This is a genomic window from Streptacidiphilus carbonis, from assembly GCF_000787775.1.
Lineage (GTDB): Bacteria > Actinomycetota > Actinomycetes > Streptomycetales > Streptomycetaceae > Streptacidiphilus > Streptacidiphilus carbonis.
The window spans coordinates 41,492-57,930 of the sequence record NZ_BBPM01000050.1 but is presented as its reverse complement, the minus strand read 5'-3'; the positions used below and the strand labels follow the sequence as shown (position 1 = coordinate 57,930).

Genomic DNA, 16,439 nt, shown 5'->3' with positions numbered 1-16,439 from the left:
AAGCCGTTGGGTTTTTGCGTCGGCACGGTTGCATTCGGCAGGTCGGGGTGACCCCGGGGATCGGCAACCCGGTCTATGTGCTCATGTGACAGGTCTGGGACCGTATCTGGAAGATATGGTCCCAGCATTTGCCCAGCTCAGCCCTGGTCCACGATCCGGTCGAAGAGTGTCGTCGTGTGCCGCAGGGTCGCCTTGAGTTCCTCGCCCACCTGCGGGGGCTGGATCTCGCCCGGGAGCCACAGCAGGGACACCTGCATGTGCGGGGGTTCCGCGAAGGCGACCTTGGAGCCGTTCCAACTGAACGGCGAAGCCGTCCGGTTGAGGGTGGCCAACCCGGCGCGGGCGAGGTTCTTGGCGCGCGGGGTGAGGCCGGAGAGGTTCTTGGGGGCTTCGAGCCCCACCCCGTGGGCCGTCCCGCCGGCGACCACCAGCAGGTGGCCGTCGCCGGAGGCGCGGTGCTGGCGGTAGCCGAAGCGGTCGCCCTTGGCCATCGCGTGGACGTCCATGACCGTCCCGCGGCTGTCGATCGCGCCGTGGTCGCCGAGCCACAGCTGGGTGCCGATGCGCGAGCGGAAGTGCACGTCCGGGTAGCGCATCGCCAGTTCGGCGACCTCCTCCTTGCGGAGGTGGCTGACGAACATCCGCTGCAGCGGCAGCCCCGCAGAGCGGAGCAGGTCCACCCACCGCGCGGTCTCGGCCAGCGGGTCTATCCCCTCCGGCCGGTCCATCGGCAGGTGCACGGCGAAGCCCTCGACCCGGACGTCGTCGATGGCCGCCCGCAGCTTGGGCAGGTCCTCGGGAGTGACCCCGTGCCGCCGCATGCTGGTCATGCACTCGATGATCACCCGACCGCCGACCAGGCCGCGCACGCCCTCGATGGTGCCCACGGTGCGGATCACCCGCTGCGGCAGCGGCACCGTGTCCTCGCGGATCCGGTACGGCGTCAGCACGATCAGGTCCCTGCTGAACCAGTCCTTCAACTCGGCGGCCTCGTAGGCGGTGCCGACGGCCAGCACGTCTGCGCCCATCCGGGCGGCCTCCTCGGCCAGCCGGACGTTGCGGAAGCCGTAGCCGTTGCCCTTGGCGACCGGAACGAGCCCGGGGAAGGCCTCCACGACGGAGCGCTGGTGGGCACGCCAGCGGGGGGTGTCCACATACAGAGAGAGCGCCATGGGGTGGAGGGTACCTTCCGAGGAGACAGGGTTCGATGGGCGAGCGGGGAACGGACCGTCAGCGACGGTTCATATACATGTCGAGCGCCTTGTGCAGCAGCTTGTTGAGCGGGAAGTCCCACTCGCCGAGGTACTCCGCCGCCTGGCCGCCGGTGCCGACCTTGAAGCGGATCAGCCCGAACAGGTGGTCGCTCTCGTCCAGGGTGTCGCTGATGCCGCGCAGGTCGTAGACGGTGGCGCCGAGCGCGTACGCGTCGCGCATCATCCGCCACTGGATCGCGTTGTTGGGCTGGACCTCGCGCTTGTGCACGGTGGACGCGCCGTAGGAGTACCAGACGTGCTCACCCACGGTGATCATGGTCGTCCCGGCCAGCGCGTCGCCCTCGTGGTAGGCCAGGTACAGCCGCATCCGGTTGGGGTCCTCGGCGGTCAGGGCCTTCCACTGGCGCTGGAAGTAGGAGAGCGGGCGCGGGATGAACTGGTCGCGCTCGGCGGTCTCCAGGTAGAGCTGGTGGAACACCGGCAGGTCGTCGTAGCCGCCCTGGACGATCTCCACCCCGGCCTTCTCGGCCTTCTTGATGTTGCGGCGCCACAGCTGGTTGAAGCCCTTGAGGACGTCGTCCAGCGAGCGGTTGGCCAGCGGCACCTGGTAGACGTAGCGGGGCTGGACGTCGCCGAACCCGGCGCCGCCGTCCTCGCCCTGCTGCCAGCCCATCCGGCGCAGCCGGTCCGCGGTGTCGATGGCCCGGGGCTCGTACCAGTCGGCCTCGACGTCGCGAAGCCGCTTGGCCTCCTTGCCGGCGATGGCGCTCTTGATCGTCTCGGCCTGCCAGCGGCGGATTATCACCGGCGGGCCCATCTTCACGGTGAAGGCGCCCTGCGACTTGAGGTGGTCCAGCATCGGCTGGAGCCAGCGGTCCAGGCTCGGGTCGAACCAGTCGATGACCGGACCTTCGGGCAGGTAGGCCAGATAGCGCTTGACCTTGGGGATCTGCCGGTACAGCACGAGTCCGGCGCCGACGATCGCGCCGCGGTCGTCGAACCAGCCGATGCTCTCGGAGCGCCACTCCGCCTTGACTTCACCCCAGGAGGGGACCTGCATATGACTTGCGGAAGGCAGGCTCCTGATGAAGGCCAGGTGCTCCTCCCGGCTGATGGTCCTCAGGCGCAGGCTCATATGGGGGTGCTCCTCGGGCTTCAGTTCGCGTCAATCGCGAAGCCTACTGCCCAGCTGGGGCACCCCCATAGGGTCGGGGCCGGTCACCGGCCGGTCATCTGCGGGTCACCGGCCGGGACCGCGTCGGCCGCGGGGTCGGCCGCGCGTCGGCGCGGCGCGGGTCAGTACAGTCCGCCGTGGGCCAGGCCGATGCCGAAGCCGGCCGCGGACGCGACCCCGGCGCAGACCAGCACGAAGCGTTCCCGGGTGGTGGCGGAGACGTACTGGCCCCAGGCCGCGGTGACGATGCCCGCCAGGCCGGTCCAGGAGGCCAGCAGGTGCAGGCTGCGGAACATGCAGGTGGCGATGGCGATGGCGGCCAGGATCAGGGTGACGCCCGCCAGCGTGTCCGCCAGCGGGTGCGCCTTCCCGTCGCCGGCGTGCAGCCGTGAGCCGGGCCCGTACGGGGACATCGGCGCGAGTGAGGGCAGCGAAGAGGACGTCTGGCTCTGCTGCGGCTGTGAGGGACCGATCGAATGTGCCATGGGACCCGCCTCCTTGGGGAGGTTGCCGGGGCCGGCGGCCGGGGGCGGCCGTTCGGCCACGGGTGGAGGATGGCGCACTGTAGCGCGCCCCCTACCCGATGTATACAGATTGCGGCGATTCGGGGGTGGATTTCAAGACCCCATTCGGGTGCCTGTAGGCTGGACCGTCTGCACCGGTGTGGCGCGACTTTCCGTCGCGACCCGTGCGCTGATCCTGGTGGGATCTCGTCGGTCTCCGACGCCCTCTCCCCAGTGTCGTAGCGGTTCTCCGCCTCGTTGTCAGTGCCGACCACTACTGTTGCGACGCGTTCAAAAACCCTCCTGCCACGGAAAGACCGTGGCCGCTGAGTCCAGAGGAGGTGGGTTCCACATGCGTCATTACGAGGTCATGGTGATCCTCGACCCCGATGTCGAGGAGCGCGCTGTCTCCCCCCTGATCGAGAACTTCCTCAATGTCGTCCGCACCGGCGGCGGCAACGTGGAGAAGGTCGACACCTGGGGCCGTCGTCGCCTGTCGTACGAGATCAACAAGAAGTCCGAGGGCATCTACTCGGTGATCGACCTCAAGGCTGAGCCTGCGGTCGTCAAGGAGCTCGACCGGCAGCTCAACCTGAGCGAGCAGGTCCTCCGCACCAAGGTGCTCCGCCCGGACACCCACTGAGGTTTCCCCAAGTGCCCCGTTCCGGGGAGCAGTCCCCGGAGCACATGAGGCACTGCACCGCACGGCCGTCCGTACGGCCGGCGCGGTGAGCACTGCATTGAACGGAACCGCTCCCACCGAGAGGTCGTAAACCACCATGGCAGGCGAGACCGTCATCACCCTCGTCGGCAACCTCGTCGACGACCCCGAGCTGCGTTTCACGCCGTCGGGTGCGGCCGTCGCGAAGTTCCGGCTCGCGTCAACCCCCCGCACCTTCGACCGTCAGACGAACGAGTGGAAGGACGGCGAGAGCCTCTTCCTCACGTGCAACGTCTGGCGTCAGCCGGCGGAGAACTGCGCGGAGTCGCTTCAGCGCGGTATGCGCGTCATCGTCCAGGGTCGTCTGCGTCAGCGCACGTACGACACCAAGGAAGGTGAGAAGCGCACCGTCTACGAGGTCGAGGTCGACGAGGTCGGCCCGTCGCTGCGATCCGCCACCGCGAAGGTCACCAAGGCCCAGCGGTCCGGCGGTCAGGGCGGCGGTGGCTTCGGCGGCGGAAACGGCGGCGGTGGCTACGGCGGCGGCCAGCAGGGCGGCAGCGGCGGCGGCTGGGGTTCGCAGAACTCCGGCGGCGGCCAGTCCGCTCCGTCCGACGACCCCTGGGCGTCCAGCGCCCCGGCGGGCGGCGGACAGCAGTCCGGTGGCAACGGCGGCGGCTGGGGTGCCCCGGCCGGCGGCGGTTTCTCGGACGAGCCCCCGTTCTAGTCCTCAACCAGGACGCATGCAGTGTGCTGGGCCGCTCCCCTCTCGGGGCGGGGCCCGCTCAGACTTGATCCCGTGCGACCCGGGCGCCGTTCTCGCAACCGCGAGGGCAGCGACCGGATCGTGAACACCAGTTGGAGTACATGATGGCGAAGCCGCCTGTACGCAAGCCGAAGAAGAAGGTTTGCGTTTTCTGCAAGGACAAGATCACCTACGTCGACTACAAGGACACGAACCTGCTTCGCAAGTTCATCTCCGACCGTGGGAAGATCCGCGCCCGCCGGGTCACCGGCAACTGCACCCAGCACCAGCGCGACGTGGCCACGGCTGTGAAGAACAGCCGCGAGGTCGCTCTGCTGCCCTACACCTCGACCGCTCGCTGAATAGGAGGGTGACCGAACAATGAAGATCATCCTCACGAACGAGGTCTCCGGCCTCGGTACCGCCGGCGACATCGTCGAGGTCAAGGACGGATACGCCCGCAACTACCTGGTCCCGCGCGGCTTCGCCATCCGCTGGACCAAGGGCGGCCAGAAGGACGTGGACGCGATCCGTCGCGCCCGCAAGATCCACGAGATCCAGACCCTGGAGCAGGCCAACGAGGTCAAGGCCAAGCTTGAGGCCGTCTCCGTGAAGCTCGCCGTGCGCGCGGGCGACGCGGGCCGGCTCTTCGGCTCGGTGACCCCGGGCGACGTCGTCGAGGCCATCAAGGCCGTCGACGGCCCGCTGGTCGACAAGCGCCGCGTCGAGATCGGCTCGCCGATCAAGACCACCGGTGCCCACCAGGTCACCGTCAAGCTGCACTCCGACGTGGTCGCCAAGATCAACGTCAACGTGGTCGCTGCCTGACGCACGCTGTACCGGGCTCTGATCTGATCCGAGCCCGTGGAAAGGCCGGTCCCCTCGCGGGGGGCCGGCCTTTTCGGCGCTCCCGTGCGTACTCAGGGGCAGCGGCGGGTGCGGCGGCGACTGCGGCTGTGGCGGTGGCTGGGGCAGCGGGTTCTGAGTACCGGGCTGAGTACCCGCTTGAGTAGCCGCACCGATTCCAAGCCCCGGGAGAGCGCGCACGATGAAGTGGTACTGACCGGTAACTTACGAGGGAGAGGTCATGGCCATCGAGGTCACCAAGGTGACCGACAAGGAGGCGCTGCGGGAGTTCTGCGACCTGCCGCTGCGCCTCCATCCGCCGTCCCGCTACGTCCCGGTGCCGGAGCGCCGGATCAGGGCCTGGTACGACGGGACCGGCCCGCAGCGCCGATACGGCCCGGTCGACCTCTACCTGGCCCGCGACCGCGGCGGCCGGGTGGTGGGGCGCACCTGCCTGCACCGCAACAGCGCCCTGGAGGCCAGGGTCGGCCGCCCGGTCCAGCTGTTCGGGCTCACCGAGTTCGCCGACGCGTGCACCGACCCGGCCCTGGTGGTGGCCGGTGCCGACCCGGCCAAGGAGCTGCTGGACCTGGCCGAGCAGGCGGCCACCGTCAGCGGCTGCGACCTGCTGCTCGGCCCGGTGGAGCTGCTGCCGGACCAGTCCCCCGGAGTGCTGGTCTCCGGCTTCGACCAGCGCGGCTTCAGTGGCGGCGGCTGGAGTCCGCCCTACTATCCGGCCGCCTACGAGCGGCTGGGGTTCACCCGGCGCTGGCCGGGGCGGACCTGGATCTGCGAGGGCCTGGACGATCCCGGGCGACTGCGCCCCGAGAAGGCGTTCGTGGTGGACGAGCAGCGGATGCGCGACGAGGAGCTGCGGGTGCACCGGGGGAGCCGGCGCTCGCTGCGCCGGGTGCTGCCTGCGCTGCGGCACATCCTGAACGCCTCGGCGGCCCAGGTCGAGCAGCGCACCGAGGTCTCCGCCGCGGACTTCGCCGAACGGGCGGCCGGGCTGGCGCGGGTGCTGGACGAGCGGCTGCCGCTGTACCTGACCAGGGCGGGCGAGCCGGTGGCCTTCCTGTTGGCGGTCCCGGACGTGTCCGCGTTCCTGGTGGCCACCCGGGGGCGGCCCTCGCCGCGGCAGCGGCTGGCGCTGCGGGCGGCGGCCTGGCGCGGCGACCACCCGCAGCAGGCGGCGCTGGTGGCCGCGGGGACGCTGCCGCAGTGGCAGGGGCGGGGCTACCTCACCCTGCTGGCGCGGGAGCTCTACCGCGCGCTCGGCGAGGCGGGGTACCGCACGCTGCGCGGCTACCGGGTCCCGGAGGGGGACCGGGCCGCCGAGGCGCCGTACCGGGGGATGGGCGGGCGGCCGCTGCACGGGACGACCTTCTACGAGCGCAGGCTGCGCTGAGGCCGGCCGATCTTCACGGGGGCCGACCTTCACGGGGCCGTTCTGCGTGGTTGCCCGTCGAGCGGGCCGTCACGCTCGTACCGCACCGGTGACCAGCCAGGCCCCGGTGCGGGCCCGCAGGCCCAGGAACAGCAGCCGGACGGCCATGCACAGGGCGATGGCGCCCCAGAGCGCGTTCAGGCTGCCGCTGCCGACCGTGGTCGCGACCGGCGCGTAGGCGGCCAGCGTGCCCAGCATGGCCCAGGCCAGGTAGGGCCCGTCACCCGCCCCCATCAGCACGCCGTCCAGGACGAAGACCACGCCGCAGAGCGGCTGGGTGGCCGCGGCGATCAGTAGTACGGTGCCGAGCTGCTGCCTGACCGCCGGGTCGTCGGTGAACAGCGGCAGATACAGCGGGCGGGCGAGCAGCAGCAGCGCCCCCAGCAGCACGCCGGTGCCGATCCCCCACTCGACCATCCGCCGGGTCGCGGCGCGGGCGCCCTGGACGTCGTCGGCTCCCAGGTAGCGGCCGATGACGGCCTGTCCGGCGATGGCGATCGCGTCCAGGGCGAAGGCCAGGAAGTTCCACAGCGACATGGCGATCTGCTGGGAGGCCATCGCGGTGTTGCCCAGCCGGGCGGCGACGGCGGTGGCGATCAGCAGGATGGCCCGCAGGCTGAGGGTGCGGACCAGCAGCGGCGCCCCGGCGGTGGCGCAGGCGCGGATGCCGGGCAGGTCCGGGCGCAGGTCCGCGCGGGTGTCGAGGAGTCCGAGCCGGCGGGCTCCGCCGACCACGACGGCGAGGTAGGTCGCGGCCATGCCCCACTGGGCGATCACCGTGCCCAGGGCGGAGCCGGCGATGCCGAGCCCGGCGCCGTAGACCAGGCCGAGGTTGAGCAGCAGGTTGACGGTGAAGCCGGCCACCGCCACGGCCAGCGGGGTGCGGGTGTCCTGGAGGCCGCGCAGTACGCCGGTGGCGGCGAGCACGATCAGCATGGCGGGGATGCCGAAGGCGCTGATCCGCAGGTAGTCGACGGCGTAGGGGGTGGCGGTGGCGGAGGCGCCGAAGAGCCGGATCAGGGCCGGGGCGAGGCCCACGGCCAGCGCGACGACGGGTACGGAGAGGATGACCGCGAGCCAGATGCCGTCGATCCCCTGCTGGACGGCGGACCGGCGGTCGCCGGAGCCGACCCGGCGGGCGACCGCTGCGGTGGTCGCGTAGGCGAGGAAGACGAAGACGCCGACCAGGGTGGCCAGCAGCGAGGCGGCCACGCCCAGCCCGGCGAGTTGGGCGGTGCCGAGGTGGCCGACGATGGCGGAGTCGGCCATCAGGAACAGCGGTTCGGCGATGAGGGCGCCGAAGGCGGGTACTGCGAGCGCGAGGATCTCCCGGTCGTGCCTGGTCCGGCGGGCGGGCGGCGGGGGCAGGGCGGGGGTGGTCGATCGCATGGTCCTACCGTAGTCATCCACAGGTAATGCGCGCATCGTGATTTTGACCATTACGGGTGCGTGCTGCGCGTAGCGGTGCGCGCACCCCTGGTCGTGATCTTCATGCTGCGTGTGAAATTTTTCTCCTGCACAGGACGGGTGGCTGTTGTTCCAGGTCAGCGTGTTGACGGTGGAAAGATCTTCGGGTTATCCACAGGTTGTCCCCCGAACCGTGCACAGCTTGGGGCCGTTTCTCCACAGTCCCGGGCCGGTCATCCACATGGCCTGTGGATAACCATCTTGGCCGATGGGCTGATCCCCCCTTAGCGTGAGCGTTCCGCCGACGCGCCGCAGGGGGTGCAGGTGCCCCCGTGTCAGTGGGGTGCCGTATAGAAGAGAGTGACGGCGGGACGGCAGGGCTACGGGGCGGAAGCATCAGGAGGCGCGGCATGCAGCAGGGACGCGAAGGGGCCTCCGGCGGGGGTGCACGATGAGCGACGCGCCGTACGAGGACCACGACGACGTGCCCCCTCCGGACGAGGAGTGGCCGCCACCCCCGTCGGCCGAAGGGCCGGGCGGCCGGCTGCCGTTCAAGAAGACGTTCCAGAACAAGGGCGGCCCCGGCGGCGGCAACCAGGCGGACCGTTCTTCCTACGACAACGCCGGCGGCAGCAAGGGCGACTCCCGCGGCGACTCCGCCTCCTACGAGCGGGTCCCCCCGCAGGACCTCGCGGCCGAGCAGTCCGTTCTGGGCGGCATGCTGCTGTCCAAGGACGCGATCGCCGACGTCGTCGAGGTGCTCAAGCCGGTCGACTACTACCGCCCGGCGCACGAGCTGATCCACAGCGCCATCCTCGACCTGTACGCGCGCGGCGAGCCGGCGGACCCGATCACCGTCGCCAGCGAACTCGTCAAGCGCGGCGAGATCACCCGTGTCGGCGGGCCGTCCTATCTGCACACCCTGGTCAACTCGGTCCCCACCGCCGCCAACGCCGAGTACTACGCCGAGATCGTGCACGAGCGCGCGGTGCTGCGCCGCCTGGTCGAGGCCGGCACCCGGATCGCGCAGATGGGATACGCCGCCGAGGGCGACGTCGACGAGATCGTCAACGCCGCCCAGGCCGAGATCTACGCCGTCACCGAACAGCGCACCAACGAGGACTACGCCCCCCTCGGCGACATCATGGAGGGCGCCCTCGACGAGATCGAGTCCATCGGCTCCCGCAGCGGCCAGATGTCCGGCGTCCCCACCGGCTTCGCCGACCTCGACTCCCTCACCAACGGCCTCCACCCGGGCCAGATGATCGTCGTCGCCGCGAGGCCGGCGATGGGAAAGTCGACTCTTGCGCTCGACTTTGCTCGTTCCTGTTCGGTGAAGCATAAGATTCCGAGCGTTTTCTTCTCCCTGGAGATGGGGCGCAACGAGATCGCGATGCGTCTGCTCTCCGCGGAGGCCAGGGTCGCGCTGCACCATATGCGGTCGGGGAACATGACCGATGAGGACTGGACCCGGTTGGCGCGGCGGATGCCGGAGTTGAACGATTCTCCGCTCTTCATCGACGACTCCCCCAACCTGTCGATGATGGAGATCCGGGCCAAGTGCCGACGGCTGAAGCAGCGCAACGACCTGCGGCTGGTGGTGATCGACTACCTCCAGCTGATGCAGAACGGCGGTTCGCGGCGGCCCGAGAGCCGGCAGCAGGAGGTCTCCGAGATGTCGCGGAACCTCAAGCTGCTCGCCAAGGAGCTGGAGCTCCCGGTCATCGCGCTGTCACAGCTGAACCGTGGTCCCGAGCAGCGAACGGACAAGAGGCCGATGGTCTCGGACCTTCGTGAATCGGGATGCGTGACTGCGGGGACCCGGCTGCTGCGCGCCGACACCGGCGCCGAGGTGACCATCGGTGAACTGATGGAGTCGGGCGCGCGGGACATTCCGGTGTGGTCAGTGGATGAGCGGATGAAGCTGGTCGCCCGGACGCTCACGCACGCCTTCCCCAGCGGGGTGAAGGAAGCGTTCCGGGTGCGCCTCGCCTCGGGGCGGGAGGTGGAGGCGACGGCGAACCACCCGTTCCTCACCTACGACGGCTGGAAGCCGCTCGGGGAGCTGACCGTGGGTGACCGGGTGGCCGTACCCCGGCGGATCGGTGCCCCGGAGCGCACCACCGCCTGTCCCGAGGCCGAGGTGGTGATGTTGGCGCACCTGATCGGTGACGGCTGTGCGGCACCCCGCCAGCCGATCCACTACACGAGCAACGATGTGGCCAACCTGGACGCGGTCGAGCAGGCCGCCGCGCACTTTGGCATCACTCCTCGCCGTGAGGCGCAGGAGACCCGGTGGCACACCTACCTACCGGCCCCGTTCAAGCTCGCACGTGGACGCCGCAATCCCATCGCCGCCTGGTTGGACGGCTTCGGCCTGTACGGAAAGCGGTCGCATGAGAAGTTCCTGCCGTCCGAGGTCTTCGGGCTTCCTGACGAGCAGGTTCGCTTGTTCCTGCGTCATCTGTGGGCGACGGACGGCTCGGTGACCGTCTCGAACGCGGGGGCGGTCAGGGTCTACTACGCGACGACGTCCGAGCGGCTCGCGCGGGACCTCCAGCAGCTGCTTTTGCGCTGCGAGATCCAGACGCGGCTGCGGAGGGTCGGAAACACCAACGGCCGCCCCGGGTGGACCGTGGACGTCAGCGGCGTGACCGACCAGCGCCGGTTCCTGCACGACATCGGGGTCCACGGCGCACGCGCCGTCCAGGTCAACAAGGCGCTGCACCGGCTGGCGGCGGTCGTCGCCAACACCAATCCGGACACAATTCCCGTGCAGGTGTGGGGCCGGGTCAGGGAAGCGATGAAGGAGAGGGACGTCACCACCCGTGCCTTCCAGGAACAACTGGGCACTGCCTACTGCGGCTCCACGATCTATCGCGCGGCGCCGAGCCGCAGCAGACTGCACCGGGTGGCGGAGATCCTCCAGGACGCGGAACTCGACCTGCTCGCGACGAGCGACGTGCTGTGGGATTCGATTACCGAGGTGGAGAGCATCGGCGACCAGCCGGTCTTTGACGCCACGGTGCTGGGGACCCACAACTTCATTGCCAATGGCATGGTGTTGCACAACAGCATTGAGCAGGACGCCGACATGGTCATTCTGCTGCATCGCGAGGACGCCTACGAGAAGGAGTCCCCCCGTGCCGGCGAGGCCGACCTGATCGTCGCCAAGCACCGCAACGGCCCCACGGCGACGATCACCGTCGCCTTCCAAGGCCACTACTCCCGCTTCGTGGACATGGCCCAGAGCTGAGGTCCGAGTGTCCACACATCGTGTGCAGCCGCGCCGCGTTCCTCATGGTCGTGCCGGCGGTGGGGAGCCTGCCCCCGCGAGATGCGAGCGAGGACGGTTTCCTCAGCCGTCTTCTGAATACGTCCAGCGGACTGGGTGACCGGAGGGGTCCGTGGTGAGCCAGGTGCCGTCTCCGAGGGGATGGATGTCGTAGGGCTTCCCGCCGCGCCCGTCGAACTCGGCCTGGATTTGGCCCGAGGTCGCATCGACCCGGTAGTGGCGGAACCACTCCTGTTCGTCGTCGGTTTCGCCGGTGATGGTGACGATGACGATGTCCGGGCTCAGGTAGCCGCCGCACCATTCCACATAGGCCTCCTCCGGGTCGTGGTCGAAGGCGTCGACGGGGAGGGTGAACGCCACTTCGCCCTCGGGGTAGGTGTGGATGGCGATGTCGGCCTGCGCGTGGTCCACGGTCATGAAGTGGCGGCCGTCGGGCGACAGGTCGATGAGGCATCGGTCGTCCCAGGGGTAGCTGAAGAGGTCCATCCCGGACTCGGTCAGCGAGGCGCGGAAGATGACGGAGCCGTCCTGCCCTTCTCCCACGTCGACGAGGACCTGACCACTCGTCCCATGCAGCAGTTGCACCCCGCCGTGCCCCACGGTCTGAAGATCCGCCTGCGCCATGACCGCGCCGGACGCGGCGTCCAGGGCAACCCACTGGTCGGGCCGGTCTCGGCCGGCCATGGCATCAGGGCGGTAGACCCACACGACTAGGCCATCCAGCGACAGGACACAGCCGGGCTTGTGCCCGTGACGCCGGACTGACTCCGGTTCGAGCCCTGACCGCCAAACCTCAGCTCCGTCCGTCGTCACGCACACGACCGCGTTCAGGGTCGTGTAGTAGGCGCGCTGAAGGTCAGCGGCCACGGCGTGGTCGATGACGTCGTCCCCGACCGAGGGTGTCCAGACCATGGCTGGTGAGAGCACACCCATTGCGTCGGCAGCCGGCTCGTAGGCGCAGATGCGTCCGTCGATGAGCCGCGTGACGATCCCTTGGGGGCGCCGTGATTCAGCCATGTCCGGAGGTTAGCGCCCCCGACGGATGTTCAGCGGACAGTCGCCCATGAGTGCCCTGACTACGTCCAGGCACTGCGAACTGGTGGCGAGGCTTGCAGGTGCCCAGTCTTGATGGCCAGCTGCGGCCACGGGTCCTCCTGCGCCGCTCGCAGCAACAGCGGTACCCGTTCCCGGGCCATATCGACGTCAAGGATGGGTGGTGCTGCTCAGCGCCTGGTCTCGTACCTGGTCAGGACTACGCCGCCGGGAAACGTCCGGGTCTCCACCAGGTTCAGGTTCACCCAGCTGTCCAGCGCGGTGAAGAACGGCGTGCCGCCGCCCACCAGGACCGGATGGGCGGCGATCGCGTACTCGTCGATCAGCCCGGCGCGCATGGCGGCACTGGCGAGCGTTGCGCCGCCGATGTTCATCGGGTCGCCGTCCTCGGCCCTGAGCCGGGTGATCTCGGCGATCGCGTCGCCGGTGACCACGCGGGTGTTCCAGTCGGTTTTGTCGATCGTCGAGGAGAACACCACCTTCGGCGTGTCCCGCCAGTTCCGCGCGAACTCGATCTGCGCCGGCGTGGCGTTGGGCTGCTGGTCGCCGGTCGGCCAGTAGGAGCTCATCGTCTCCCACAGCTTGCGCCCGTACAGCGACAGGCCACTCCCCTGCTCGTGGTCGAGCCACCACTGGAACAGCTCGTCGCTCGGCGGTCCGCTCCAGCCGATGTCGTCGCCGGCCGCGGCGACGTAGCCGTCCAGGGTCAGGTTCATGGCGTAGATCAGTTTCCGCATGGCCGAGCCTTCCGTCCGTGGGTATCCGGCCTACAGACCAGCGTGGCGCGGGAAACTCATCGGCGCGCTATCCGGGCTCACCGGTAGTCCTCGTGCTCGGGGCCCGGCATCGTGCACTGGGCCGATGCCACGGGCGGCGAGACCCTGCACCGGGCTGCCTGGGCTCAGCTTCCGGGGCGTGCCTTCGGCCCCGGGCCGGGCGCGCAGAGGGCGCGCAGAGGGCGCGCAGAGGGCGCGCAGATCGTCGAAGGTCTGGGAGAGGTGTTCGTCCAGGCTCAGGGTCGGGTCGTCGATCCATGCCTGGGCCGGCCGCCGCGTACTTCCCGAGCCCGTTCATGGCCACGGTCTACGGCTTCGACGCACCCGTCTCCAGCTCTCAGACGCAGGAACTGCTCGGCTGGTCGCCCACCCACCCGACGCTGCTCGCCGACATCGAGCACGGCGACTACCTCGCCGCCTCGCGCTGGTCACATCCCGGCCCGGGAGCGGAAGGCGCGGCGGTAGGTGTCCGGGGGGAGGCCCACGGTGCGGTTGAAGTGGCGCCGAAGGGTGGTGGCGGTGCCCATGCCGGTGGCGGTGGCGACGGTCTCCACGCTGTCGTCGGTGGTCTCCAGCAACTCCTGGGCATGGCGGATGCGTTGGGTGAGCAGCCACTGCAGCGGGGTGGTGCCGGTCGCGGACCTGAAGTGGCGGCTGAGGTTGCGTGAGCTCATGTTCGCCCGGCGGGCCAGGTCCTCCACGGTGAGGGGGTGGTCCAGCCGTTGCAGCACCCAGGGGAGCAGGTCGGCCAGCGGGTGGTCCTCCCTGGCGGGCAGCGGCGTGGTGACGAACTGGGCCTGGCCGCCCGCGCGGTGCGGTTGGACGACCAGGTTGCGGGCGACCGCGTTGGCGACGGACGAGCCGTGGTCCAGACGGACCAGGTGCAGGCACAGGTCCATCGCGGCGGCCTTGCCGGCCGAGGTGAGCACGCTGCCGTTGTCCACGTAGAGCACATCCGGGTCGACCTTGACGGCGGGGTAGCGGGCGGCCAGGGCGTCGGCGTGGGCCCAGTGCGTGGTGGCGCACAGGCCGTCGAGCAGGCCTGCGGCGGCCAGGACGAAGGCGCCGGTGCAGAGGGAGGCCACCCGGGCGCCTGCCTCGTGGGCCGCGCGCACCGCGTCGACCAGATCGGCGGGCGGGTCCCGGTCGGTGTCGGTGAAGGCCGGGACGATCACCGTGTCGGCGCGGGCCAGCCGGTCGAGGCCGTGGTCGGGATCCAGGTGGAAGCGGCCGATCCGGGCGGCGCCCGTCCCGCAGAGGCTGGTCTCGTACCAGGGGTCGGCCAGGTCGGTCCGGTCGGCGCCGAAGACCTCGTACGCCATGGACAGTTCGAAGTGCCGCATTCCGTCGGTGACGGCCAGGGCGATGGTGTTCACGTCCGGAATTGTACGGGTGCTGGCGTTCCGGACACTCGTGTGGGAGGGGCGGCCCCGACAGGATGGTCACAACGGATCGGTCGAGCGGGGCGAGCACGGGGAGTGAGTCATGGGATCGGGCCTGACGGTGGCGGTGTTCGGCGCATACGGGCACACCGGGCGGTTTGTGGTGGCGGAGTTGCTGGACCGGGGGTTCGTCCCGGTGCTCTCCGGCCGTGACGCCGGCACGTTGGCCTCCATGGCGGCGTCCGGGCCGGGACTCGACGTCCGTCCGGCGTCGGCGGACGACCCGGACGCGTTGGACCGTGCGCTGGCCGGGGCGGCGGCGGTGGTCAACTGCGCCGGGCCGTTCGCCACCACGGCCGCCCCGCTGGTCGAGGCCGCGCTGCGGGCCGGGATCCCGTATCTGGATGTGGCGGCCGAGATCGAGGCCAATGTCGACACGTTCGGCCGTTTCGCGGACCGGGCCCGCGAGGCCGGAGCGGTGGTCGTTCCGGCGATGGCCTTCTTCGGCGGCCTCGGGGACCTGCTGGTCACCGCCGCGATGGGCGACTGGACGGCGGCCGACGAGGTCCATGTCGCCTACGGGCTGAGCAGTTGGCACGCCACCGCCGGGACGCATGCCGCAGGCCGGGTGTCCCGGCAGCGGCGGAACGGGCGGCGGGTCCGGTTCGCCGGCGGGCGGCTGGAGTACGTCGACGGCCGGTCGCCCACGCTGGAGTGGGCCTTCCCGGAACCGATGGGCCGCCGGGCCGTCATCGGCGAGTTCACCATGGCCGACGTGGTCACCGTTCCCAGCCACCTGGCCGTCCCCGACGTGCGCACGTACATGACGGTCGAGGCGGTCCGGGACCTGACGGCCCCGGACACGCCGGCGCCGACCGCGGTCGACGCGCGCGGGCGGTCCGACCAGACCTTCCTCGTCGATGTCGTGGTGCGCTCCGGCGGCGCCGAACGCCGGGCGGTGGCGAGCGGCCAGGACATCTACGCGATCACCGCGCCGCTCGCGGTGGAGGCGGTGGAACGGATCCTCACCGGACGGACCAGGGCGGTCGGGGTCGTCTCGGCGGGCGCGGTCTTCGATGCGCCCGACTTCCTCCGGGCGCTGTCCGCGCACCTCTCGTTCGAGCTGCACGGGGAGTCGGTCGGCCGGCGCGCTTGAGGACCGCCGGCCGGGCCGCTACCAGGGCAGCGGGCCCTCGGCGTCGACGTAGGTGCCGGTGGGGCCGTCCGGGCCGAGCGTGGCCATCCGGACGATGATCTCGGCGCCCTGCTCGACGGTCTGGACGCCGGTGTTGCCGTTCAGGTCCGTCTTGGTGAAGCCGGGCTCCACCGCGTTGATGCGCATCCCGGGGAACGCCTTGGCGTACTGCACGGTGACCATGTTGACGGCGGTCTTGGACGCCGGGTAGGCGACGCCGGGGTAGCCATGGGTCGGGGTGCCGGGGGTGGTCACCCGGGTGAGCGACGCCAGACCGCTGCTCAGGTTGACGATGACGGGCGCGGCGGACCGCTGCAGCAGCGGCAGGAAGGCGTGGGTGACCCGCACGGTGCCGAAGACATTGGTCTCGAAGGTGCTCCGCATCAGGTCGGCGGTGAGGTCCGCGGCGCCGATGACGCCGTTGTCCTCGGCGCGCTCCTCGATGCCGGCGTTGTTGACCAGCACGTCCAGCCCGCCGTCGGCCTCGATGCGCTTGGCCGCGGCGGCCACCGAGGCGTCGTCGGTGATGTCCAGCTGGACGAAGCGTGCGCCCAGCCGCTCGGCGGCCCGGCGCCCGCGCTCCGGGTCGCGGCTGCCGATGTAGACGGTGTGGCCTGCGGCGACGAGGCGGCGGGCGGTCTCGTGGCCGAGTCCCTTGTTGGCTCCGGTGATCAGTGTTGTCGTCATGCCTCCACGATGCGGCGCGGCGGGGCGGTCAGCCAGATGTCCGGTCTTCCTGGG

The 16,439-nt window shown here is 70.3% G+C and carries 15 protein-coding genes; 7 read left to right on the top strand and 8 right to left on the bottom strand.

What is annotated here, in order from left to right; translation table 11 throughout:
* Positions 1–137: 137 nt before the first annotated feature.
* From TR46_RS29430 to TR46_RS29420, 3 genes are all read right to left on the bottom strand, one after another.
* Positions 138–1,172 carry an alanine racemase gene (locus TR46_RS29430; RefSeq protein WP_042407228.1) on the bottom strand — a complete coding sequence of 345 codons (1,035 nt, stop codon included), beginning with the start codon at positions 1,170–1,172 and terminating at the stop codon, positions 138–140.
* A gap of 58 nt (positions 1,173–1,230) precedes the next feature.
* Positions 1,231–2,349: a lipid II:glycine glycyltransferase FemX gene (locus TR46_RS29425; RefSeq protein WP_042407225.1), complete on the bottom strand. Its 1,119-nt coding sequence runs from the start codon at positions 2,347–2,349 to the stop codon at positions 1,231–1,233.
* Positions 2,350–2,510: 161 nt separating this feature from the next.
* On the bottom strand, positions 2,511–2,801 hold the full coding sequence (locus TR46_RS29420; RefSeq protein ID WP_042407269.1) for a hypothetical protein: 291 nt from the start codon (positions 2,799–2,801) through the stop codon (positions 2,511–2,513).
* 442 nt (positions 2,802–3,243) lie between these two features.
* Here TR46_RS29420 and rpsF point away from each other — a divergent pair, with 442 nt between their 5' ends.
* The 5 genes from rpsF to TR46_RS29395 all read left to right on the top strand — a co-directional run bounded on the left by rpsF (position 3,244) and on the right by TR46_RS29395 (position 6,551).
* On the top strand, positions 3,244–3,534 hold the full coding sequence (rpsF, locus tag TR46_RS29415; protein WP_030254742.1) for a 30S ribosomal protein S6: 291 nt from the start codon (positions 3,244–3,246) through the stop codon (positions 3,532–3,534).
* A gap of 136 nt (positions 3,535–3,670) precedes the next feature.
* Positions 3,671–4,279, top strand: a complete 609-nt coding sequence (locus TR46_RS29410) for a single-stranded DNA-binding protein (protein WP_042407222.1) — start codon at positions 3,671–3,673, stop codon at positions 4,277–4,279.
* 143 nt (positions 4,280–4,422) lie between these two features.
* Positions 4,423–4,659 (top strand): 30S ribosomal protein S18, encoded by a 237-nt coding sequence (rpsR, locus tag TR46_RS29405; RefSeq protein WP_030254746.1) that lies wholly within the window; start codon positions 4,423–4,425, stop codon positions 4,657–4,659.
* A 19-nt stretch (positions 4,660–4,678) separates the two neighbouring features.
* A complete protein-coding gene (gene rplI, locus TR46_RS29400) occupies positions 4,679–5,125 on the top strand; it encodes a 50S ribosomal protein L9 (RefSeq protein ID WP_030254748.1) in 447 nt (148 codons plus the stop codon).
* Positions 5,126–5,384: 259 nt separating this feature from the next.
* Complete coding sequence (locus tag TR46_RS29395; protein WP_042407218.1) at positions 5,385–6,551, top strand: GNAT family N-acetyltransferase; 1,167 nt, start codon at positions 5,385–5,387, stop codon at positions 6,549–6,551.
* 69 nt (positions 6,552–6,620) lie between these two features.
* On the opposite strand, the gene TR46_RS29390 is transcribed toward TR46_RS29395, so the two are convergent.
* On the bottom strand, positions 6,621–7,979 hold the full coding sequence (locus TR46_RS29390; protein WP_042407216.1) for an MATE family efflux transporter: 1,359 nt from the start codon (positions 7,977–7,979) through the stop codon (positions 6,621–6,623).
* A gap of 469 nt (positions 7,980–8,448) precedes the next feature.
* Here TR46_RS29390 and TR46_RS29385 point away from each other — a divergent pair, with 469 nt between their 5' ends.
* Positions 8,449–11,253: a replicative DNA helicase gene (locus TR46_RS29385; protein WP_084719036.1), complete on the top strand. Its 2,805-nt coding sequence runs from the start codon at positions 8,449–8,451 to the stop codon at positions 11,251–11,253.
* Positions 11,254–11,355: 102 nt separating this feature from the next.
* Here TR46_RS29385 and TR46_RS29380 read toward each other — a convergent pair whose 3' ends face one another.
* The 3 genes from TR46_RS29380 to TR46_RS29370 all read right to left on the bottom strand — a co-directional run bounded on the left by TR46_RS29380 (position 11,356) and on the right by TR46_RS29370 (position 14,497).
* Positions 11,356–12,309: a hypothetical protein gene (locus tag TR46_RS29380; RefSeq protein ID WP_042407213.1), complete on the bottom strand. Its 954-nt coding sequence runs from the start codon at positions 12,307–12,309 to the stop codon at positions 11,356–11,358.
* A 206-nt stretch (positions 12,310–12,515) separates the two neighbouring features.
* Entirely contained in the window at positions 12,516–13,082 is a 567-nt protein-coding gene (locus TR46_RS29375; RefSeq protein WP_042407210.1) for a dihydrofolate reductase family protein, read from the bottom strand.
* A gap of 467 nt (positions 13,083–13,549) precedes the next feature.
* Positions 13,550–14,497, bottom strand: coding sequence for a helix-turn-helix domain-containing protein (locus TR46_RS29370; protein ID WP_042407209.1), 948 nt, complete (start codon positions 14,495–14,497; stop codon positions 13,550–13,552).
* A gap of 109 nt (positions 14,498–14,606) precedes the next feature.
* Here TR46_RS29370 and TR46_RS29365 point away from each other — a divergent pair, with 109 nt between their 5' ends.
* A complete protein-coding gene (locus tag TR46_RS29365) occupies positions 14,607–15,659 on the top strand; it encodes a saccharopine dehydrogenase family protein (protein WP_042407204.1) in 1,053 nt (350 codons plus the stop codon).
* An 18-nt stretch (positions 15,660–15,677) separates the two neighbouring features.
* Here TR46_RS29365 and TR46_RS29360 read toward each other — a convergent pair whose 3' ends face one another.
* Entirely contained in the window at positions 15,678–16,385 is a 708-nt protein-coding gene (locus TR46_RS29360; protein WP_042407202.1) for an SDR family oxidoreductase, read from the bottom strand.
* Between the last annotated feature and the right edge of the window lie 54 nt (positions 16,386–16,439).

What these genes read in the sequence shown, in the direction of transcription:
- TR46_RS29430 (WP_042407228.1), bottom strand. Translation starts at nt 1,172, where the DNA reads ATGGCGCTCTCTCTGTATGTGGACACCCCCCGCTGGCGTGCCCACCAG.
- TR46_RS29425 (WP_042407225.1), bottom strand. Translation starts at nt 2,349, where the DNA reads ATGAGCCTGCGCCTGAGGACCATCAGCCGGGAGGAGCACCTGGCCTTC.
- TR46_RS29420 (WP_042407269.1), bottom strand. Translation starts at nt 2,801, where the DNA reads ATGTCCCCGTACGGGCCCGGCTCACGGCTGCACGCCGGCGACGGGAAG.
- rpsF (WP_030254742.1), top strand. Translation starts at nt 3,244, where the DNA reads ATGCGTCATTACGAGGTCATGGTGATCCTCGACCCCGATGTCGAGGAG.
- TR46_RS29410 (WP_042407222.1), top strand. Translation starts at nt 3,671, where the DNA reads ATGGCAGGCGAGACCGTCATCACCCTCGTCGGCAACCTCGTCGACGAC.
- rpsR (WP_030254746.1), top strand. Translation starts at nt 4,423, where the DNA reads ATGGCGAAGCCGCCTGTACGCAAGCCGAAGAAGAAGGTTTGCGTTTTC.
- rplI (WP_030254748.1), top strand. Translation starts at nt 4,679, where the DNA reads ATGAAGATCATCCTCACGAACGAGGTCTCCGGCCTCGGTACCGCCGGC.
- TR46_RS29395 (WP_042407218.1), top strand. Translation starts at nt 5,385, where the DNA reads ATGGCCATCGAGGTCACCAAGGTGACCGACAAGGAGGCGCTGCGGGAG.
- TR46_RS29390 (WP_042407216.1), bottom strand. Translation starts at nt 7,979, where the DNA reads ATGCGATCGACCACCCCCGCCCTGCCCCCGCCGCCCGCCCGCCGGACC.
- TR46_RS29385 (WP_084719036.1), top strand. Translation starts at nt 8,449, where the DNA reads ATGAGCGACGCGCCGTACGAGGACCACGACGACGTGCCCCCTCCGGAC.
- TR46_RS29380 (WP_042407213.1), bottom strand. Translation starts at nt 12,309, where the DNA reads ATGGCTGAATCACGGCGCCCCCAAGGGATCGTCACGCGGCTCATCGAC.
- TR46_RS29375 (WP_042407210.1), bottom strand. Translation starts at nt 13,082, where the DNA reads ATGCGGAAACTGATCTACGCCATGAACCTGACCCTGGACGGCTACGTC.
- TR46_RS29365 (WP_042407204.1), top strand. Translation starts at nt 14,607, where the DNA reads ATGGGATCGGGCCTGACGGTGGCGGTGTTCGGCGCATACGGGCACACC.
- TR46_RS29360 (WP_042407202.1), bottom strand. Translation starts at nt 16,385, where the DNA reads ATGACGACAACACTGATCACCGGAGCCAACAAGGGACTCGGCCACGAG.